General features: G+C 64.6%; 16 protein-coding genes. 4 read left to right on the top strand and 12 right to left on the bottom strand.

Features of this window, described 5'->3' with window-relative positions; genetic code table 11:
* The first annotated feature begins 29 nt into the window (after nt 1-29).
* Nucleotides 30-707 (top strand): transcriptional repressor LexA, encoded by a 678-nt coding sequence (gene lexA / locus ABDJ38_RS07945; protein WP_346784551.1) that lies wholly within the window; start codon nt 30-32, stop codon nt 705-707.
* A 30-nt stretch (nt 708-737) separates the two neighbouring features.
* Here lexA and ABDJ38_RS07940 read toward each other — a convergent pair whose 3' ends face one another.
* Nucleotides 738-2,921 (bottom strand): ComEC/Rec2 family competence protein, encoded by a 2,184-nt coding sequence (locus ABDJ38_RS07940; protein WP_346784550.1) that lies wholly within the window; start codon nt 2,919-2,921, stop codon nt 738-740.
* A gap of 29 nt (nt 2,922-2,950) precedes the next feature.
* On the opposite strand from ABDJ38_RS07940, the gene gltX reads away from it, so the two are divergent.
* Both gltX and ABDJ38_RS07930 read left to right on the top strand, forming a co-directional pair.
* Complete coding sequence (gene gltX / locus ABDJ38_RS07935; protein WP_346784549.1) at nt 2,951-4,378, top strand: glutamate--tRNA ligase; 1,428 nt, start codon at nt 2,951-2,953, stop codon at nt 4,376-4,378.
* Between the two features lie 37 nt (nt 4,379-4,415).
* Nucleotides 4,416-5,702, top strand: a complete 1,287-nt coding sequence (locus ABDJ38_RS07930; RefSeq protein WP_346784548.1) for a citrate synthase — start codon at nt 4,416-4,418, stop codon at nt 5,700-5,702.
* A gap of 31 nt (nt 5,703-5,733) precedes the next feature.
* On the opposite strand, the gene ABDJ38_RS07925 is transcribed toward ABDJ38_RS07930, so the two are convergent.
* The 4 genes from ABDJ38_RS07925 to ABDJ38_RS07910 all read right to left on the bottom strand — a co-directional run bounded on the left by ABDJ38_RS07925 (nt 5,734) and on the right by ABDJ38_RS07910 (nt 9,625).
* Nucleotides 5,734-7,101, bottom strand: a complete 1,368-nt coding sequence (locus tag ABDJ38_RS07925; RefSeq protein WP_346784547.1) for a sensor histidine kinase — start codon at nt 7,099-7,101, stop codon at nt 5,734-5,736.
* A 4-nt stretch (nt 7,102-7,105) separates the two neighbouring features.
* A complete protein-coding gene (locus tag ABDJ38_RS07920) occupies nt 7,106-8,053 on the bottom strand; it encodes a hypothetical protein (RefSeq protein WP_346784546.1) in 948 nt (315 codons plus the stop codon).
* 35 nt (nt 8,054-8,088) lie between these two features.
* Nucleotides 8,089-9,246 carry a hypothetical protein gene (locus ABDJ38_RS07915; protein ID WP_346784545.1) on the bottom strand — a complete coding sequence of 386 codons (1,158 nt, stop codon included), beginning with the start codon at nt 9,244-9,246 and terminating at the stop codon, nt 8,089-8,091.
* Between the two features lie 73 nt (nt 9,247-9,319).
* Nucleotides 9,320-9,625, bottom strand: coding sequence for an Hpt domain-containing protein (locus tag ABDJ38_RS07910; protein ID WP_346784544.1), 306 nt, complete (start codon nt 9,623-9,625; stop codon nt 9,320-9,322).
* Between the two features lie 111 nt (nt 9,626-9,736).
* On the opposite strand from ABDJ38_RS07910, the gene ABDJ38_RS07905 reads away from it, so the two are divergent.
* A complete protein-coding gene (locus tag ABDJ38_RS07905; protein WP_346784543.1) occupies nt 9,737-12,289 on the top strand; it encodes a coiled-coil domain-containing protein in 2,553 nt (850 codons plus the stop codon).
* A 30-nt stretch (nt 12,290-12,319) separates the two neighbouring features.
* Here ABDJ38_RS07905 and ABDJ38_RS07900 read toward each other — a convergent pair whose 3' ends face one another.
* Genes ABDJ38_RS07900 through nuoL form a run of 7 tightly spaced genes read right to left on the bottom strand, consistent with a single transcriptional unit; the run spans nt 12,320 to nt 20,759 of the window.
* Nucleotides 12,320-12,592 carry a DUF1467 family protein gene (locus ABDJ38_RS07900; RefSeq protein ID WP_346784542.1) on the bottom strand — a complete coding sequence of 91 codons (273 nt, stop codon included), beginning with the start codon at nt 12,590-12,592 and terminating at the stop codon, nt 12,320-12,322.
* A gap of 1 nt (nt 12,593) precedes the next feature.
* Nucleotides 12,594-14,252: a ribonuclease J gene (locus ABDJ38_RS07895; RefSeq protein WP_346784541.1), complete on the bottom strand. Its 1,659-nt coding sequence runs from the start codon at nt 14,250-14,252 to the stop codon at nt 12,594-12,596.
* Nucleotides 14,249-15,040 (bottom strand): type III pantothenate kinase, encoded by a 792-nt coding sequence (locus ABDJ38_RS07890; protein WP_346784540.1) that lies wholly within the window; start codon nt 15,038-15,040, stop codon nt 14,249-14,251. The genes ABDJ38_RS07895 and ABDJ38_RS07890 overlap by 4 nt, the downstream gene beginning before the upstream one ends.
* Nucleotides 15,040-15,759 carry a biotin--[acetyl-CoA-carboxylase] ligase gene (locus tag ABDJ38_RS07885; protein ID WP_346784539.1) on the bottom strand — a complete coding sequence of 240 codons (720 nt, stop codon included), beginning with the start codon at nt 15,757-15,759 and terminating at the stop codon, nt 15,040-15,042. Before ABDJ38_RS07885 ends, ABDJ38_RS07890 begins: the two co-directional genes overlap by 1 nt.
* Nucleotides 15,760-15,766: 7 nt before the next feature.
* Nucleotides 15,767-17,233 carry an NADH-quinone oxidoreductase subunit NuoN gene (nuoN, locus tag ABDJ38_RS07880; protein WP_346784538.1) on the bottom strand — a complete coding sequence of 489 codons (1,467 nt, stop codon included), beginning with the start codon at nt 17,231-17,233 and terminating at the stop codon, nt 15,767-15,769.
* Nucleotides 17,233-18,765 carry an NADH-quinone oxidoreductase subunit M gene (locus ABDJ38_RS07875; RefSeq protein ID WP_346784537.1) on the bottom strand — a complete coding sequence of 511 codons (1,533 nt, stop codon included), beginning with the start codon at nt 18,763-18,765 and terminating at the stop codon, nt 17,233-17,235. The genes nuoN and ABDJ38_RS07875 overlap by 1 nt, the downstream gene beginning before the upstream one ends.
* Nucleotides 18,765-20,759 carry an NADH-quinone oxidoreductase subunit L gene (nuoL, locus tag ABDJ38_RS07870; protein ID WP_346784536.1) on the bottom strand — a complete coding sequence of 665 codons (1,995 nt, stop codon included), beginning with the start codon at nt 20,757-20,759 and terminating at the stop codon, nt 18,765-18,767. The genes ABDJ38_RS07875 and nuoL overlap by 1 nt, the downstream gene beginning before the upstream one ends.

The following is a 20,759-nucleotide window of genomic DNA, read 5'->3' as shown; positions in this document are numbered from 1 at the left end:
CGATTTGGGACTGTTTGACGGAGTGGCCCATGTTGACCGCGAAACAGCACGAGCTTTTGCTATTCATCCACCACCGGCTTGAGGAAACGGGCATTTCGCCCAGTTTCGAAGAGATGAAGGAGGCGCTCGACCTGAAGAGCAAGTCGGGCGTACACCGACTGATCTCAGCTCTGGAAGAGCGCGGCTTCATCCAGCGTCTCGCCAACCGCGCGCGTGCGCTCGAAGTGGTGAAGATGCCTGAGAACATGGCTGCCGGTCGCACCGCTAAGGATGCCGTGGCCAAGGCGACCACACCGCCAGCTGCCGCGCCTGCTCCGGCAAACGACGTGATCGAGATTCCGCTTCACGGCAAGATCGCCGCGGGGCAACCGATTGAAGCGCTGGAGGATAGCCGTAGTCTGCCCGTCCCCGCCGCTCTGCTCGGCTCGGGCGATCACTATGCGCTGGAAGTATCGGGCGATTCGATGATCGAAGCGGGCATCTTCGATGGCGACTTCGCTCTCGTGAAGAAGACCAACACCGCGCGCGATGGTGAGATCGTGGTCGCGCTTATTCGCGGTGAAGAGGCAACGCTCAAGTACTTGCATCACGATGGTGGCAAGATCCGGCTCGATCCGGCAAACTCGGCTCTGCAACCGCAGGTCTATGCCGATACCGAAGTCGAAGTGCAGGGTAAGCTCGCCGGGCTCCTGCGGCGTTACCACTAATTGACCAGTTTGGTGGCGTTGGCGGGCCGATTAATCCTCGGCCTCGCCGCGCCACCATCCGTGTTCGCCCTGCCCCTGCGCTACGGTGGTGACTTCGGGCGGATCGAGCAGGATGGCAAGGCCACCGCTTGCCGCGAGCATCCGCCGGTCGGCCTTGAGCCAGCGCGGCTGGCATGAGCGCGGCAACCACCGGTCAGCGACGACGATATCGGCGCGCTGGCATGCCGCAGCCAGCGCCCGCTCCTCCACGATGAGGTCGCTGCGCGCGAGCAGCAAATGCCAGGCCCGCCCTGCGCGTTCGAGCGTGACCGAGCAGAACTCGGGGCTGCACCGTGCGCCGGGCCAATCAGCCAGCGCCACCGGCTCTGCCTCGACCCCGGCCAGTTGCATCAGGTTGTCGCGGGTATAGGCGCTGTCGGTGTCGCGCAGCATGATGAGCCGCCGGTCGGCGGTGGTGATGCCCACATGTCGCCCGTCGCTCGAAACGAGTACGTCGGGAACGCGCGTGGCGAGCATCAACACGGTCGCAAGCGCCACCGGCGCAAGGCCCCAGGCGCGCGCCCGGCCCTGCCAAAGAGCGAGCCAAAGCCCGCCGGCGACGAACAGTGCCATGGTCCAGGCACCGGGATGCGGAAACAGCTTCACCGCACCGGGCTGAGCGGCGGTGAAGTGGGCGATGGCAAGCATGAGGTCAAGCGACTGGCCGGCCAGCCACCACACGGGCGCCCCCGCCCCGATCAGGTCGAGCACGAGAGCCAGCGCGATGAGTGGCATGGAGACGAAGGTGACCAGGGGAATGGCGATCACATTGGCCAGCGCGCCGTAGACCCCGGCCCGATGGAAGTGGAACAGCACGATCGGCATCAGCGCCAGTTCGATGACGAAGCCGGTGATGAGCAACATCGCGGTCTGCCGCCCGAGCCGCGTCAGGCGTCGCTCCTCGCGCGGGGCGAGGAAGGCCTTGGCCCAGCCGCAGTTGTGCAGCGCGACAATCGCGATCACGGCGGCAAAACTCATCTGGAAGCTGGGTCCGACTATGGATTCGGGCCACAGCAGAAGCACGATCACCGCCGCCACCGCCACCATCCGCAGCGACAGCGGCGCCCGGCCCAAGGCCAGCGCGCCCAGCACCAGCAATGCGGCCACGCAGCTGCGGACGGTGGGGACCTGAGCGCCGGTCAGCAGCGTGTACCCGGCCCCCGCCAACGCTGCGAGCGCAGCAGCGCCCACCGGAAGTCGCATCCGCAAGGTCAGCCAGGGCCACAGCGCCAGCAGGCGAATGGCGAGCAAGTAAGTCCCCGCGATCACAGCGCTGACGTGAAGCCCGCTGATCGAAAGCAGATGGGTAAGCCCGGCATCGCGCATCGCAATCTCGTCGGCCGCGCCAATTGCGCCGCGATCGCCGCTGGCAAAGGCGGCAGCGATGGTGCCCGAGGCTCCGCCAAGCTGCCCACGCACATGGGCCGAGAGGCGTCGCTGCACTTCGGCCAGCCAGCCCTCTCCGCCGGTTGCCGGTTCGACCAGCGCGATGTCACCCTGCACGCTGCCGGTGGCTGCATAGCCGGTGAACCAGGCGCTGCGCGCGAAGTCGTAGCCGCCAGGCAACATCGGCGAGGCTGGCGGCATCAGGCGCGCCGTGAAAGCGATCAGAGCGCCTTCGCGATAGGCCGGGTCGTCGTCGGCAAGCGGGACGTTGATGCGCACCTTGGCGGGTTCGCCTGTGTCGGGATCGCGGATGGCGAGCACAAGCCGCACCCGTTCGTCCGCCGGTTGTTCGATCCTTTCGAGCACCCGCCCCTCGAGGTCGGCCGACAGCGGGCGTTCGAACGCCTCCGTCCCGACCAATGCCGAGCGCGCCCACCCCGTCGCCACCCCGGCCGCGATCAGCAGACCGACAGTGACAATCGCGAGCAAAAGCCGCGCCCGGTCCTCGCGCCCGCGCCATGCGGCAAGCGCTCCCAGCGCCGCCATGGCTCCCGCCGCCATCGCGCCAATCCAGGCGGCAGGCCCTGGCAGCACGAACCAGGCGGCCACGCCCCCGGCAAAGGCCACTGCCAGCCACGGTCCGCGATCGAAGCCTGCATCGGCAAGGAATTCCTCGGCCCCGTCGCCAAGACTGGACAAAGAGACACGGCTGAGCCAATGCGGCTGCTGCGTCGCAGCATTGCCCGTGTCGTCCCCCATCGGGACCGGCGGTGGCGAATGCGTGGCCATCAATGAGATTAGGACAGGATTACGTGAATATGGCAAGCGCAGGCAGCACGGCAGACCGTCCGGTCGTCACCCGCTTCGCGCCCAGCCCGACCGGCTTTCTCCACATCGGCAACGCCCGCACCGGGTTGTTCTCATGGCTCTATGCCCGCCATTGCGGCGGCAAGGCATTGCTGAGGATCGAGGATACCGACAAGCAGCGCAGCACCCAGGAAGCCATCGACGTCATCTTCGACGGTCTGAACTGGCTAGGGCTTGAGTTCGACGGCGAGCCGGTGTTCCAGTCCGAGCGCGCGCCGCGCCATGCCGAAGTGGCTATGAAGCTGCTCGAAGCGGGCAAGGCCTACAAGTGCTTCGCTTCGCCCGAAGAACTCGCCGAAATGCGCGAGCAGCAGCGGGCGAACAAGCAGCCGATGCGCTATGACGGGCGCTGGCGCGATCGCGATCCCTCAGAAGCACCCGAGGGCGCCCCCTTCGTGATCCGCCTGAAGGCGGAGACAGGCGGTGACACTGTGATCGAGGATGCCGTGCAGGGCCGCGTCAAGGTCGCCAACAAGGAGATCGACGACTTCATCCTCCTGCGCGCCGATGGCACCCCCACCTATATGCTGGCCGTGGTGGTTGACGATGTCGATATGGGCGTCACCCACATCATCCGAGGCGACGATCACCTCAACAATGCTTTCCGCCAGATCCAGCTGATCCGGGCGATGCAGGGGATTGAGGAAGGCTGGGACGAGCCCGTCTATGCCCATATCCCGCTGATCCACGGCAACGATGGCGCCAAGCTTTCCAAGCGGCATGGCGCGCTCGGCGTCGATGCCTATCGCGACGAGCTGGGCATCCTGCCTGAAACGCTGTTCAATTACCTTCTGCGCCTCGGCTGGGGTCACGGCGACAAGGAAGAGTTCACCCGCGAGGAAGCCATCGCGCTGTTCAACCTCAGCGGTGTTAACAAGGGGCCGAGCCGGTTCGACATGAAGAAGCTTGCCAATATGAACGGCAACTTCATTCGCGAGGCCGACGATGCGCGCCTCGCCGGTCTGGTGGCCGGGCGGATCGGGTCGGAGGCCGACGAAAAGCTGCTGACCGAGGCCATGCCCGTGCTGAAAACACGTGCGCGCGATCTGGGTGAGCTGGCCGATGGCGCGCGCTTCCTGTTTGTGCAGCGCCCGCTCGAACTGACCGAAAAAGCAACACAACTTCTCGACGACGAGGCACGCGGCCGTCTGGCCACAATTTCACAGCGTTTGAGCGCCGAGAAGGACTGGACAACCGAGGCTCTGGAGGCCAATCTCAAGGCCTACGCAGAAGACTTGGGGCTCGGCCTCGGCAAGCTGGCGCAGCCGTTGCGCGCTGCTTTGACGGGACAAACGACTTCGCCCGGAATTTTCGATGTGCTGGTCCTGCTCGGCAGGGACGAAAGCCTCGCGCGGATCGACGCGCAGGCCCGGTCCTGACGGCAGGGTCGCAACTATTAACACAGGAGTACAGGCTTTGGCGGACAAGCAAGCGAACCTCGAACTCGGCGGCAACTCGCTCGAACTTCCGGTGCTGCAGGGAAGCTGCGGACCCGACGTCGTCGATATCCGCAAGCTCTATGGCACCACGGGTGCCTTCACATACGATCCCGGCTTCACCTCGACCGCCAGCTGCGAAAGCGCACTGACCTTCATCGATGGCGAAGAAGGCGTGCTGCTGCACCGGGGCTATCCGATCGGCCAGCTGGCCGAGCATTCCAGCTTCATGGAAGTTTCCTACCTGCTGCTGAATGGCGAACTGCCGAGCAAGGGCGAGCTGGAAACCTTCGAAGACACGATCACCCACCACACCATGCTGCACGAGCAGCTGATGACCTTCTATCGTGGCTTCCGTCGCGATGCGCACCCGATGGCAATCATGTGCGGAGTGGTCGGCGCGCTTTCGGCCTTCTATCACGACAGCACCGACATCTCCGACCCGGTTCACCGCCGGATTTCGAGCCATCGCCTGATCGCCAAGATGCCAACGATCGCCGCCATGGCTTACAAGTATTCGGTCGGTCAGCCCTTCCTCTACCCGGACAACTCGTTGAGCTACACCGGCAACTTCCTCAAGATGACCTTCGGCGTTCCGGCCGAGGAATACGAGGTGATCCCGGCGGTCGAAAAGGCGATGGACCGGATCTTCATCCTCCACGCCGATCACGAGCAGAACGCCTCGACCAGCACCGTGCGCCTTGCCGGTTCCTCGGGCGCGAACCCTTTCGCCTGTACCGCTGCCGGCATCGCCTGTCTGTGGGGCCCGGCGCATGGCGGCGCCAACGAGGCGGCGCTCAACATGCTGAAGGAAATCGGCACGCCCGATCGCATTCCGCACTATATCGAGCGCGCCAAGGACAAGAACGACCCGTTCCGCCTGATGGGCTTCGGCCACCGCGTGTACAAGAACTACGACCCGCGTGCGACGGTAATGCAGAAGACCGTGCGCGAGGTGTTCGATGCGCTCAAGGTCACCGATCCGGTGTTCGAAACCGCGCTGCGACTGGAAGAACTGGCGCTGTCGGACGACTATTTCGCCGAGAAGAAGCTGTTCCCGAACGTCGACTTCTACTCGGGCATCATCCTGAGCGCGATCGGCTTCCCGACCACGATGTTCACCGCGCTCTTCGCGCTCGCCCGCACCGTGGGCTGGGTGGCGCAATGGAACGAGATGATCTCCGACCCCGGCCAGAAAATCGGCCGTCCGCGTCAGCTCTACACCGGGCCGACGCAGCGCGACTACGTGCCGGTCGAGAAGCGCTGATCGGTGGGGCGCTGCGGCGCCCCATAAAAAATCAGGAAGTGGCGGCTTCGTCCGCCGGTAACGAAAGCGTGAAGCGGGCACCCTGCCCCTTCGCGCTTTCGACTGTCAGGGTCCCACCCATCGCCTCGGCCAGACGGCGCGAGATATAGAGGCCCAGCCCCGAGCCGCCGTCGTCGCTACGGCCAAGCCGCTCGAACTTGGTAAAGACGCGCGCGATCTCTTCGGCGCTCAGCCCCTCGCCCTGATCGGCGACGGTAATGCTGGCCAGGCCGCCCTCACTTTCGGCGCGGAGCCAGATCGACGAGCCCTCGGGCGAATAGCGGATCGCATTGCCGAGCAGGTTCAGGAGGATCTGCAAGACCCGCCGGAACTCGCCAATGGCCGGGACGCTCTCTCCATGCTTCGGTGCATCGACCGCAATCTGCCGCTCGCTTGCGCGCATCCCGAGGATACCCGCAGCGCGGCGCGCAACGTCAGCGAGGTCAATCTGGTCGGGCGCGGGCGCAAAGCTGTCGTCGTCGATCATCTCCAACGTGGTGAGGTCGTCGATGAGCGCCAACAGGTGTTCGCCCGCTGCCGTGATATCGGCTGCATAGCCAGTGTATTCGTCGGCCAACGGGCCTGAGAGTTGCGAGCGAATGGTCTCGGCATTGGCGATGATGCGCGATACAGGCTGCCGCAGTACGGGCGCGATCTTGCGGTCGATCCCGTTCAGGCGCTGTTCCAGAGCGGGCGCTGGCTTTGCCGTAGCGGGTGGGACCGAATCGGAGACCAGCAACAGTTCGAAGCCGCCGCTGCCTGGATCGCCGCCGCCAAGCGGCATCAGATGCGCAGTCCATAGCTGCGGCAAACCAGCTACGCGCAGTCGCGCTCCATCAAGGAGCCGCCAGTGTAGCGGTTGCTGGTGGACATTACCTTCCAAAGCTACGAAGTCGGTCCAAGGGCGGCCAACCCCTGCCGTCATGGCCCGTGCAAGTCCGGCAAGATCCGCATCATGGTGCTCGATGGCGAGCAGTTCCTGTCGTGGCCCGAGCCGGGCGCTGAGCCCGGCCATGTGGCGCGCCATCGCTATCCGGTGCTCATCGCCGCTCACGCTCGACGGCGGAGCGCCCTCGCTGCGCCAGTTCGAGATCGCAACCTGACACCCCTCGCCTTCGGGCTCGACCTCCACCCACATGCTGAAGACCTCGCGGTCATCGGCCATGCGCAGGCGCCGTGCCAGCCTGAGGCCATATTCGCGCGCCATCTGGACCACTTCACGCAAGGCCGGAGCAATTATCTCACCGGGCAGTTCGCCCCCGCAGCGCGCGTGCAGTCCTGCCAAAGGCTCCTGCGCCGCGATAAGACGGTCAGCTCCGTCGGTGCGCGCAAAAGTCTGCAAGGTGGAGCTGCCGACCATCGCCTCAGTCCTGCGCCAGGGTCAACAGAGCAGCAGCACGCTCTGCGCTAAGACCGTCGAAGCCGGGTGGCAGGGTGATCTCGGGATGAAGCAGGAGGAACTGCGCTTCCAACGCGCTTTGCGGCAGCCCGGCCGCGCGCAACGCGAGGGCTAGCCGGGCGAGCTGGTTCTCGCCCAGCGCATAAATTGCATGCTCACGGCTCAGGCCGGAGGCAAGCGCCAGCGCGCTCGCGAACAGGGCAAGCCCTGCATGATCGATGGCGAGCGCCCGGTCGGCCTTGTGACCAAGCGCGAGCAGCAGGCGCGCCATGTGGCCGGCCCGGCCTTTCGCCTCGTCGAACGTGCTGCGCAGGTGGGCTTCGGCCTGTTCGCCCGCCGGTTCGGGCAGCTCATCGCAGCCGCGCATGGCGAGCAACAGTCGATGGAACAGGTCACCCGGCAATTCACCCAGCGCCAGCTCCATGCGGCGCTGCTGCTGCACGAACCGCGCCTGTGCCGCCATAACGTGCATGGCAGCGCTCGCGATCTCGCCATCGGGCGAAGCGGCCAGCTCCTGCAGGAACGGCGTCAGCACCGCGTCGAGCCCGCAGCGATGGTGCAGCTTGTCAGCCCAGTGTATTTCGAGCGCTAGGGCATGGGCATGAGAAAGAAAGCCGCCATCGCCAAGGATCGCCTCGGCCAGCGCTTCGGCGTGGCGGGCCAGCAAGGCATCGCGGTCAAGCGTGTCGTCGGCCTCGGCCACCGCATCGAGCAGCTGGCGGGCAGCGTGGTTTGCCATCCCCCGAATGCGCGCGATGATCTCATCGCCGAACTGCACCTGATCGCCGCTGGTGAGCAGATGCGAGAGCACAGGCTGCGCCGACGCAAGCAAGGCATCGCCGCGCGCCAGCTCGAAGCGCATCACGTCCTCGACCTGGTCGATCGATGGCGTGCAGGGGGAATCTCCGCTCATTGCACCGGCCTTAGACGTTTTTGGTTAAGTCTGCGTTATGCCCGTTCTCGAGCGCAAGACACCAGCAAGAAGGCCATCAGCAGTGCGGCGAGCACCATGGCGGCCACTTCAGCGGGAAGAAACAGGCTCGCAATCAAGGCCACAGCGGTTACCATGCCGCGATCGCACGCCAATGCCAGCCACTTCGGCCCAGTAGCCCGATCGAGCAGGATCAGCGCTGCCCCCGCCATCAAGGGCGCGAAGGCCATGCGATACCACGGCTCCGATATCGAGAGCGCCAGCGCGCCCACCAATGCGCCGTCGACCAGCCAGCCCAGCCAGGGCCAGGTGCGTGGAGGGGCGGAGGGCCTTGCGCTGATCTGCGACAACTGGCGCGCAAACTCAGGCAGAAGCGTGGCGGCGAGGATCGCGCCAAGTCCGCCTGCAACATGCCCCATGTACACAGCAGCCAGCGCCGCGAGCAGCGCCAGCAGCGTGAGGCCGGCAATCCCGCCGCGGGCTGAGGGACGGCTCGCGAGCCGCGCGGCAAAGGGCCTGAGCAGGCGATGGGCGATCCAGGCCGTCGGGCGCAGCAAGCTCGGTCGTTCGAGCATATGATCGAGCCACAGTTGCTCGATCCCTGCCGCATCCTCATCGCTTCTTACCAGTTGCCACTCGCCGCTGCGGAGCGTGCCCGCATCGAGCCGCTGCTGGCGTACACCTTGCTGCAAGGCAATCCGCAACAGCGCAGAGGCAGGGGCAAAGTCCTCGTGAAGCGCCGACAGGCGGCGCAGCGCCGCACCATCGACGGCCAGCGCCCCGCCCCAGGCCCTGTCGATATCGATGCGCTCGAAACCCGCGCGCGTACCCGGCCCCGCGTCGAGGATCACAACGCAGTTGCCCTGTGCCAACGCCGAAGATGCCTCGTGGCAGAACGGCAGCAAATCGTCCTGCATCACCAGCAGGCTGTCACCCGGTTGGACAACGCCCGATAGCGCCTCCGCACTGCCAAGCAATTGCACACGCATCCCGGCATCCTCTGCCGCATGGCGCAGCTCGTTGGCTTCGCCGGTGACCCCGCGTGCGAGCAGCAGGACCACGTCGCAATCGCAGTGACGCGCGAAATCCAGCTGGCGCAGGGCAAGGTTGCGGCCCAGCACTTCGGGTGCGGGCTCCGCGCCCACGGGTTGGAGGATAATCAGAGCGGCACGCATTCAACAAGCCTCGGGGCAATTCATGCGCGCCTAGCTAGGCGCTTGCCCAGCCGCTGCCAAGCACCCCGATTGCTTAGGTCTTCGCGGTGAGCCGGGCCGAGTAATCCATAAGATGACGCACAGCCACCGGATCGCCCGGAGCGCTTTCGAGCGCCCGTTCGGCGAGCGCCACCAGCTCGCCGTCGTGGAAACTCGCGCCCAGCCCTTTCAGGCGTTGAGCTGCCACTTCCCAGTTGCCGTCGCACCTGGCGCGGCCAAGCAGGTCAATCTGGATAACCACGCTCTCGACATAACCGGCGACGATCTGCGCGCGCAGATCGGCATCCTCTCCCGAGGCAGCGGCGATAGCCGCTTCGAAGCTACCTGATTCGTAAGCCATTCCAGTTAATATGGGGATCAGATGTTAAGTCGGGGTTTCTCCGCAGGTCCGGTGTGATAACCTGACACGATGACGCACCGAAAACGAGTCCTCGTACTAGGCGATTCAGACATGACCGAAAGTTCGGCCGACACCGCCGGGACAACAGATACGACCAGCGACGAGCACGCAGCTGAGGAGCCCGCGCAGGACGATCACCCCGCCGACGAGGAAACCTGGATGGAAGAAGACCTGCCCAGCGCCTCTGCCCGCGACCGGTTGCTGACAGTTCTCTTCATCCTCCTGATGGCAGGGTGGACCGGGCTGTTCATCTGGGCACGACTCGACAGCTTCGATGCCGCGACCGCTCCGTCTGCCTGGGTGTCGAGCCTGTTCGAGCTGCTCGTGCCGGTGTTGCTGCTGGCGCTGTTGTGGCAGGCGCTGCTGCGCACCGGGCGCGCGGAGCAGAGCCGCTTCGCCGATACTGCGCGCACGCTTGCCGCCGAAAGCTCGGTGCTGGAAACACGGCTGTCCGTCATCAACCGCGAACTCAGCCTTGCGCGCGACTTTATCGCCTCGCAGTCGCGCGACCTCGAGGCGCTTGGACGCGTCGCTGCCGAACGACTGTCTGGCAGTGCCGATACCTTGCAAGAACTGATCGCAACCAACGGCGACCGAGTTGATCGGATCGGCAAGGTCAGCGAGACGGCGGTTGCGAATATGGAGCAGTTGCGCGATCAGCTCCCGGTCCTTGCGAATTCGGCGCGGGACATGACCAACCAGATTGGCAGCGTCGGCAACGTCGCCAACCATCAGGTGGATTGTCTCGTCACCGCGATGCAGAAACTCGAGGATCACGGCGAAGCAGGCGCGGCCCATGTCGAGAAAATCAGCGTTCTTCTGGCCGAAACCATCGCCGAGTTTGAAGAACGGTCTGGTCATCTCGGTAGCGGCGCGCTGGAGACCTTCGCCGACATCAACCGCCAGAGCGAGGACTTCCAACGCCAGATTTTCGAGCGCGACAAGGAGGTGCTCGCCGAAACCGAAGCGCGGGCAGACAAGTTTGCCGAGTTCCTCGAAAGCCGCAACGCCAAGCTGATCGACATCGAAGAACGCAACATCGCCCAGATCCGCGAGCGGGTGAACATCCTGGCATCCGAATGCGACAACATTCTGCTGCGCATGAATGACAGCCGCGAAAAGGCCGGCACCGAGCTTTCCGACATGATCGACGCGCTTGAAGTCCGCCTTTCCGAGGCGATCGAACGGGTAGCGGAGACAGACACCACGGCACTGACCAACGCCCGTTCGCGCCTCTCCGCGCTGGCCGAGGAAGCAGCGCGGCTCGATGCCTCGCTTGCCCAGGGGGTCGCGAGTTTCGAGACCGACCTCGCGCGCCGACGCGAAGAAGCCGAACAGCGTGAACGCGAAGCGCTCGCCGCACTTGAGCACCGCATCGCGCGTTTCGACGAGCAGATCGGCGGACGAGAAGAAGCCCACCTTGCCCATGTGGAGCAACTCGCGCAGCGGGGCGAAAACCTTGCCGAGCGGCTGGCCGCCATTGATGCCGATATTGCCAGCCTCGGCACTCACTTCAGCGAAACGAATAGCGATATCGCCAGCTCGATCGAACAGCTCGAAGGACGCCTCCACAGCAGCCGCCGGACACTCGACGACAATAGCCGGGCAGTTGCCGAACTAACCGGTGAAAGCGTCCGGATGCTCGAGATCCTGCAATCGAGCAAGCACCATACCCAGAACGAGCTGAGTGGCGCCATTGCCGAGGCTCACGAACGGCTAACCGGTTTCCACGAACACGCCGAGCAACTGGGAACCCTGCTACAGGATGCCGAGGCACGCGGCGCTGTTGTCGCCCGCCATATTGCAACCGCGCGGAATGACGGCAGCGGCGCGGTCGATCTGCTGCAGCGGCTCGAAACGCAACTGGCCGAAGTGGCGGAGCGCTCGAAGGCGCTTGCCGAACAGACTCGCGGCGAGCTGCAGGAGGCCATCGCTGCGCTCACCGCAGGCGCGCAAGCGGCGGTGGAAGGCCTGCGCACCGAACAGGGCGAAGCCGTCCGCGAGGTGGCTGAAACCATCGCCCGCGACAGCAATACCGCCATCGCCGAAGCGCTTGGGCGGGAGGCACAGTCGACCATTGCCGAACTGGAGGGGGCTGCCCAGCGCGCCAGCGACGCCAGCCGCGAAAGTGCGCGCGAGCTGCGCGATCAGCTGGCTGCGGTCAACGAACTGACGGGCAATCTCGAACAACGTGTCGCCACCGCGCGCGAAAAGGCGGAGGAGAAGGTCGACCACGACTTCACCCGCCGCATGGCCGCGATCACCGAGGCGCTCAACTCGTCGGCCATCGACATCTCGCGCGCCTTCGAAGACGAAGTCGCCGACACGCAGTGGGCACAATATCTGCGTGGCGATCGCGGCATCTTCACCCGGCGCGCGGTGCGGCTGCTCGACAAGCAGGAGGCGCGCTCGGTCCACGACATTTATTCTGACGACAGCGAATTCCGCGAAACGGTCAACCGCTACATCCACGACTTCGAGGCGATGCTGCGCAACGTGCTGTCCACCCGCGATGGCAATGCCGTGGCTGTGACGCTGCTGTCTTCGGACGTCGGCAAGCTCTACGTGATGCTCGCGCAGGCAATCGACCGTCTGCGGGACTAGCTGGCCAGATCTGGCGCGGACGACATCACCCTATTCGGGCGGTTGGCCAAACAGGTTGATGTCGTCCATGACGATCCATTCCTCGACGTAGTTGGCCACGAACAGCCCGCACAGCACGGCGGCGAGAAGTGTCGCGCGCCAGACCACTTTTCGCCCGTTGAAGTTCGCAGGCGCGCTGTCGGCCTGACCGGGGACTTTCTCGGCGCCTACCTCGTCGGCAGTCTTCACGCCGAGCGGCAGCATCAGGAAGGCGCTCAGTACCCAGAACAGGCCATAGATCGCGATTATCGAGGTCAGTTGCATGTCATGCTTCCGCTGATTTCGCGAGGATCACCCGCGTCTGCGGCTTCTTGCCAGACCAGCGCTGTGCACAACGGCGCGCGGCAAGGCGCGCGGCCTCGGAAATGGCCTCCTCGCTCTTGCGCTCGGAACCGCGCAGCTTGCCGATGGCGGCCAGCACATCGGTCCGCGCTTCGGTGACGAAGGCAGGATAGTCCTCATCCAGCGGCAAGCCGATTCCCTCTACACGGACTCCGTCACCATCGCCGAGCACCACGATCAGGATACCGTCGCGCGCAAGGCGGCGGCGCATGGTGACCGCGTCGCCGTCTGCGGGCACGAGGATGTCGCCATCGAGGACGAGACGCCCGGTGTGGATCTCGCCGACCTTGCCCGGCGCACCAGGGGCAAGGCGGACGATATCGCCGTTCTTCTGGAACACATTGTGCTCGATGCCGCAGCGCTCGCCGAACCGGGCCTGCTCCTGCATGTGCCGTATTTCTCCGTGCACGGGCACGAGAATTTCCGGACGCAGCCAGCCATAGAGCGCCTTCAGGTCGGGCCGTCCGGGATGGCCCGAAACGTGGATCTCGCTCTGGCGGTCGGTCACCATCTTGATCCCGCGTTCGGCCAACATGTTCTGCACGCGCCCAATCGCCAGCTCATTCCCGGGGATCTGGCGGCTGGAGAACAACACCACGTCGCCCGACACCAGTTGCAGCGGGTGGTTGTCCTCCGCAATCCGCGCAAGGGCTGCGCGCGGTTCACCCTGCCCGCCGGTGGCAAGGATCAGCACTTCGCCGCGCGGCAGGCCCATCGCCGTGTCGAAATCGACCAGTTCGGGCAGGTCTTCGAGATAGCCATTGTCTTGCGCGACCTCGATGATCCGATCAAGCGAGCGTCCTGCCACGCAGAGCCGCCGCCCGGTCTGTTCGGCAATTGCACCGAGCGTCTGCAACCGCGCCACGTTGGAGGCGAAGGTGGTGACCAGCACCCGCTTGCCCCGGTGAAGCGAAACCTCTTCCAGCAGCCCGCGATAGACCTCGCCTTCCGAGCCCGACGTGGCCTCGTTGAACACGTTGGTCGAATCGCAAACGAGCGCCAACACACCCTCGTTACCGATCTCGGTCAGCTCGTCCTCGGTGGCGGGGGTGCCGATCTGCGGTTCGTCGTCTAGCTTCCAGTCGCCGGTGTGGAACACGTGGCCGAAAGGCGTCTCGATCAGCAGCGCGTTGCCCTCGGCGATCGAGTGCGCGAGCGGGATATAGGTGATCGTGAAGGGATCGAGCGTGATCGAGCCATGATCGTCGGGGATCACGTTCAGCTCGACCGCATCGACCAGCCCCGCCTCTTCCAGCTTGCGCAGGATCAGGTCGGCGGTGAACGGGGTGGCATAAAGCGGCACGCCGAAATCGGCGGCGAAATAGGGAATCGCGCCGATATGGTCCTCGTGCGCATGGGTGAGGACGATGCCGATAAGGTCGTCGAGCCGGTCCTCGATGAAGTCCGGATCGGGGAACATCAGCTCGGTGCCCGGATATTCCGCCGCGCCAAAACTCATGCCGAGATCGACCATCAGCCACTTGCCGCGGCACCCATAAAGGTTGAGGTTCATCCCGATCTCGCCCGATCCGCCGAGCGCGAGGAACAGCAATTCGTCTTCGGGGGTGAAGTCTTTTTTCATGTGGCTTTTGCCTGCTTTGCGAGAATGGCAAGCCCGTGGAGAGTCAGCTCGGGCTCGATCATGTCAAATACCTGGGTGTGTTCGTCGAACAGAACGGCGAGCCCCCCGGTGGCCAGTACCTTTACCGGCCGCCCGATCTCTTCCTTCATACGCCCGATCAGTCCCTCCATCATCGCGACATAGCCCCAATAGACGCCGATCTGCATCTGGCTCTCGGTGTTGCGGCCGATCACGCCGTCAGTTGGCGGCGCGGTGATAGCAATACGCGGTAGCTTGGCGGTCTTGCCAACCAGCGCGTCGAGCGAGAGGTTGATGCCCGGCGCGATGATGCCGCCCTTGTAGGCACCGTTGAAATCGACCGCCTCAAACTTGGTGGCGGTGCCGAAGTCGACCACAATCAGGTCACCGCCGATCAGCGCGTGTGCCGCGATGCAGTTGAGCGCCCGGTCAGCGCCTAGCGAGCTGGGCTGTTCGACGTCGATTTCGAACTGCCAGGCGGCCTTTCCCTGCCCGGCGAACAGCGGCTCAACGCCAAAGTACTTCTGCGCCAGCACGGTGAGGTTATGGTCCGCGCGCGGCACGACCGAGCCGATCATCACATCGTTCACCTGCGAACGGTCGATCCCCTCGATTGCCATCAGCTGCACCAGCCACACGGCATATTCGTCGGCCGTGCGGCGCGCGTCGGTGGCGATACGCCAGCGGGTGCGGATCGTGTGTCCGCCCTCCCCGTATTCGACCAGCGCGAACACGACATTGGTATTGCCCACATCAATCGCGAGCAGCATCAGGCTTTCTCCTCGGTCACGTCGCCTGCGTGAATGACACGTTGGCTGCCATCGTCCAAGCGAAGGATCAGCGCGCCGTCTTCGGCAAGGCCTGCGAACTGGCCCGAAACCACGGCGCCGTGCTCGTCATGAACGGAAAGCACCGTGCCGAGCGGGTGCGCGGCAGCTTGCCAACGGGTGCGCAAATCGCCGCCGCCGTGCGAGCGCCAGCGCGCAACTTCCTTGGCAAAGGCGGCGGCCAGTTCGCACGCGAAGGCATCGCGCTGCGGAGCCGGACCAAGCGCCGAGAGCGACCGCGTATCGCGCCCATCGATGGATGGTGCGGATACGAGGTTCACCCCCATGCCGATAACCGCATGGCCCTTCACTCGTTCAAGCAAAATGCCGCAGAACTTGGCACCATCGAGCAGAACGTCGTTCGGCCACTTGAGCCGCACCCGCAAAGGATCGGGCAAGCGTTGCAACACCGTTTCGAGCAGCGCCAAGGCGGCGACCATGCTGAGCAGCATCGCTGGAGGATCGCTGACGCGCAGCTCAACCACGGTCGAGCCCATGAAATTGCCCGGCGTATCGAACCACTGGCGCCCTTGCCGACCGCGTCCGGCGGTCTGGCGGTCGGCGACCAGCCAGTAGCCCTCGGCCAGCACGTCCCCGCTGGCGAGGCGCGCGGCGAGATCGGCGTTGGTGCTGCCGGTTTCGCCGATGGTGTCGATTTGCACCAGCGCCCTATCCCGCCAGCGGCAGCGATCCTGCGGCCTTGTTGGCAATCGAGACAAGCCAGCCCGTGAGCAGATAGCCGATCGGCGAGATGAGCACCGCACAGATCGCCAGCAGCACCCAGTGCGCGGTGTCGGCTTCGCCCTTCACCCGGTCGGCCGGCTCGTCGAAGAACATCACCTTCACGAACTTGAGGTAGTAGAATGCGCCAATCACGGAGGCCGCCATGCCGAGCACGGCAAGCGCGAGCAGGTCAGCCTCGACCGCAGCCCAGAACACCACCAGCTTGCCCCAGAAGCCCATCAGCGGCGGGATACCGGCAAGCGAGAACATGATCAGCAGCAAGCACCAGGCCAGCGCCGGACGGGTCGTGGAAAGACCGGCAATATCGGCGAAGGTCTCCAACTGGTTGCCCTCGGCGTCGCGCAGCAGCAGCAGCGCGGCAAAGCTGCCAATGGTCATCACCACGTAGATCGCAAGGTAGACGAGCATAGCAGCAAGCCCCGCTTGCGTCGCGGCGGCAAGGCCGATCAGCAGGAAGCCGACGTTGTTGATCGACGAATAGGCAAGCAGGCGCTTGAGGTTCTGCTGTCCGATCGCGCCCAGCGCACCGACCACGATCGAAGCGAGCGCAGCGAAGATCACAACCTGCCGCCAAGCATCGGCTTGCGAACCAAAGGCCTCGACCGCGACCCGGCCGAGCAGTGCCACCGCCGCCACCTTGGGCGCACTGGCGAAGAACGCCGTCACCGGCGTCGGCGCGCCTTCATAGACGTCGGGCGTCCACATGTGGAACGGCACAGCGCTGATCTTGAAGGCGAGGCCCGCCAGAACGAAGATCAGGCCGAACAGCATACCCGTGCTCAACTCGCCCGCAGCAGCCGCAGCCTGGATCGCAGCGAAGCTGGTGCCACCGGTGAAGCCGTAGGTCAGGCTCATACCGAACAGCAGAATGCCCGAGGCCAGCGCGCCCAGCACGAAGTACTTGAGGCCCGCTTCGGCCGACTTCTCGTTGGTGCGCAGGAAGCTCGCCAGCACGTAGGCCGACAGCGAGTTCAGTTCGAGCCCGATATACAGCGTGAGCAGATCGCTGGCCGAAACCATGATGCTCATGCCAAGCGCGGCGAACAGCACCAGCACCGGATATTCGGCGCGCATCTCGCCAAGCCGGTCGAAATAGCGCGGGGCGACGATCAAGGCCGCGCCGCTCGCGGCATAGATCATCAGCTTGGCCATGCCGGCATAGGCATCGGCACGGAACTGGCCGAAGAAAGCAATGGTATCCGGCCCCGAAGCCCCGGCACAGACCGAGGGCGCGACCAGCGCAAAGGCAGCGCCAAGCGCCACGCAGCAGGCAATCGAAATGGCACTGGAGAGCCGATCACCGCCCCAGGCGGCGAACAGCAGCATGACCAGGCCCGACAGCGACAGGATCAGTTCGGGCAGGACGAGGCCGAGCGAGTTCGAGAGTTCCATCAGTGGGCCTCCCCTTCAGCATGGGCTTCGGCGGCAGGCATGCCCTCTCCCTTGGCGAAGTCGGCGTCACCCTCGGGCGCGGCGCGCGACAGGCGCGCGTCGAGCACGGCGATGTCCTGCCGCATCGGGGCGAGGAAGCTCTCGGGGTAAACACCCATCCACAAGGCGGCGAGCGCGATCGGAACCAGCAGGAGATATTCGCGCATCGAAAGGTCGGGCATGGCTGCGGCGTCTTCGTTGACCTGCGGGCCAAAGGCGACGCGGCGATAGAGGTAAAGCATGTAGGCAGCGCCCAGAATGATGCCGGTGGTGCACACGAAGGCGGCCCAGCTCGAAATCTGGTAAACCCCCGCGAGGCTCAGGAACTCGGCGACGAAGCCGCTGGTGCCCGGCAGGCCGATCGAGGCCATGGTGAAGAACAGGAACACGGTGGCATAGGCCGGCATGTTGATCGCGATGCCGCCGTAGCGCGAAATCTCGCGGGTGTGCAGGCGGTCGTAGATCACGCCCACGCACAGGAACAGCGCGCCCGAGACGAGGCCGTGGCTCAGCATCATCACCATGGCGCCTTCAAGCCCCTGGGTGTTGAACGCGAACAGGCCCGCCGTCACGATGCCCATATGCGCGACCGACGAATAGGCGATCAGCTTCTTCATGTCGTGCTGAACGAGCGCGATGAGGCTGGTGACCACCACGGCCACCATCGAAAGGCCGAGCACCAGCCACATGAACTGCGCGCTCGCTTCAGGGAACATCGGCAGGCTGAAGCGGATCATGCCGTAGCCGCCAAGCTTGAGCAGCACGCCCGCCAGGATCACCGAGCCGGCGGTGGGCGCCTGAACGTGCGCGTCGGGCAGCCAGGTGTGGACCGGCCACATCGGCATCTTCACCGCGAAACTGGCAAAGAAGGCAAGCCACAGCCAGGTCTGCGCTGCGGGCGGGAAGTCATAGACCATCAACGCGGGAACGCTGGTGGTACCGGCCTCGATCACCATCCACAGCATGGCGATCAGCATCACCACCGAGCCGAGCAGCGTATAGAGGAAGAACTTGTACGAAGCGTAGATGCGGTTGTCGCCGCCCCAGATGCCGATGATCAGATACATCGGGATGAGGCCAGCTTCGAAGAAGATGTAGAACAGCAGGATGTCCTGCGCCGCAAAGACGCCGATCATCAGCACTTCCATCAGCAGGAAGGCGGCCATGTATTCGCCCACGCGCTTGGTGATCGAAGACCAGCTGGCCCCGATGCAGACGGGCATCAGGAACACGCTGAGCATGATCAGCATCAGGGCTATGCCGTCGATGCCGAGCGCATAGTCGAAGCCCGCAAACAGCGCGGCGCGTTCGGTGAACTGCCACTGGGCACCGCCCACGTCGAAATTCATCCACAGCACGATGCCGAGGGCAAGGTCGATCAGCGTGGCGACAAGCGCGATCACGCGCGCCGTCTTGGCCTCGGAAAACAGGCAGGCGATGGCACCGGCGAGCGGTACCAGCAACATGGCGGAAAGGATCGGAAAGCCCCCCATCAGAACAACACCCAGGTGATGGCGGCAACAAGGCCGAGCAGCATGATCAGCGCATAGCTGGTGAGATAGCCCGATTGCACGCGGGCGGCGAGGCCCGAGCCGCGCATGACAAGCCATGCCGCGCCATCCGGGCCGAAGCGGTTGATCGTACCCTCGTCACCGGCCTTCCAGAACAGGCGCCCGAGCCAGAAGGCAGGCTTCACGAACACGTAGTTGTAAAGCTCGTCGAACATCCACTTGCGGTAGACGAAGCGGTAAATCGGGCCGAGCTGCTGGGCCACCGCCGCAGGCACCGAAGGCTTGCGGATATAGGCATACCAGGCGCCGATGAAGCCGAGCACCATCACGATAAAGGCGGCATATTTCACCAGCGTCGGCACCTCATGCATCGCGTGGATCAGATGCTCGTTATAGGCGATGGCACCGTTCCAGAACGCTTCGGTATCGATGAACTGGGTGTGGAACATCTGCCCGGCCAGCACCGCACCCACGCTGAGCACGACCAACGGGGTCAGCATGACCCACGGGCTCTCATGCGGGTGATAGCCGCCGGTGGTGTCCGCCCCAGCCTGTTCCGGCGTCTTGTGGACCGTGTGCTGGATGTGCTCACTCTCGATCCAGCGCGGCCTGCCCCAGAAGGTGAGAAACATCAGGCGCCACGAATAGAAGCTGGTGAGCAGCGCGGCAGTGGTGCCGAGCCAGAAGGCGGCATTGCCCGCCGAAGTGCCCGAAGCATAGGCCGCCTCGAGAATCGCGTCCTTCGACCAGAAGCCCGCAAACCCAGCACCGAGGTGATAGACACCAAGCCCCGTGATCGCGAGCGTGCCCGCCATCATCGCCCAAAAGGTGATCGGGATGTGCTTACGCAGGCCGCCATAATAGCGCATGTCCTGCTCGTGGTGCATCGCGTGGATCACCGAGCCTGCACCAAGGAACAGCAGCGCCTTGAAGAAGGCGTGCGTGAACAGGTGGAACATCGCCGCGCCATAGGCGCCGACACCGGCGGCAAAGAACATATAGCCGAGCTGCGAGCAGGTCGAATAGGCGATCACGCGCTTGATGTCCCACTGCGTGGTGCCGATAGTGGCGGCGAAGAAGCAGGTGGCAGCGCCGACAACGGTCACGACCGTGAGCGCGGCAGGCGCAGCCTCGAACATCGGCGACAGGCGGCAGACCATGAACACGCCCGCCGTCACCATGGTGGCGGCGTGGATCAGGGCCGAGACAGGGGTCGGGCCTTCCATGGCGTCGGGCAGCCAGGTGTGCAGGCCGAGCTGCGCCGACTTGCCCATCGCACCGATGAACAGCAGCAGGCAAAGGATCGTCATCGTATCCCAGCGCGCGCCCATGAAGGTGATCGTGCTGCCAGCCATTGCAGGCGCGGCTTCGAGGATCTCGGGGATTGAGGTGGTCTGGAACACCAGAAACGTGCCGAAGATGCCCAGCATGAAGCCAAGGTCGCCCACGCGGTTGACCACGAAGGCCTTGATCGCGGCGGCACCGGCCGAGGGCCTCTGGAACCAGAAACCGATCAGCAGATACGAGGCGAGGCCCACGCCCTCCCAACCGAAGAACATCTGCACGAGGTTGTTCGCGGTCACCAGCATCAGCATCGCGAAGGTGAACAGCGACAAGTAGGCGAAGAAACGCGGCTGGTCCGGGTCGTCGGACATGTAGCCCCAGCTGTAGAGGTGGACGAGCGCCGAAACGCTGGTGATCACGACCAGCATAATCGCGGTCAGCGTATCAACCCGCAGCACCCAGTCGAAGCTCATCGTGCCCGACTGTACCCACTTGAGCACCGGCACGACGGTCGCCGCAACATCGCCGCCGAGGAACTGGAGGAAAATCGGCCAGCTCAGCGCGCACGACAGGAACAGGCCGCCGGTGGTAATCACCTTGGCGGGCATGTTGCCGAGCTTGCGGTTGCCCAGCCCGGCGATGATCGCCGCCAGCAAGGGCGCAAACACAATTATCAGGATGGAGGTCTGCAA

The sequence above is a fragment of the Aurantiacibacter flavus genome (assembly GCF_039710615.1).
GTDB lineage: Bacteria > Pseudomonadota > Alphaproteobacteria > Sphingomonadales > Sphingomonadaceae > Alteraurantiacibacter > Alteraurantiacibacter flavus.
This window is presented reverse-complemented; position numbering and strand designations above follow the sequence as displayed.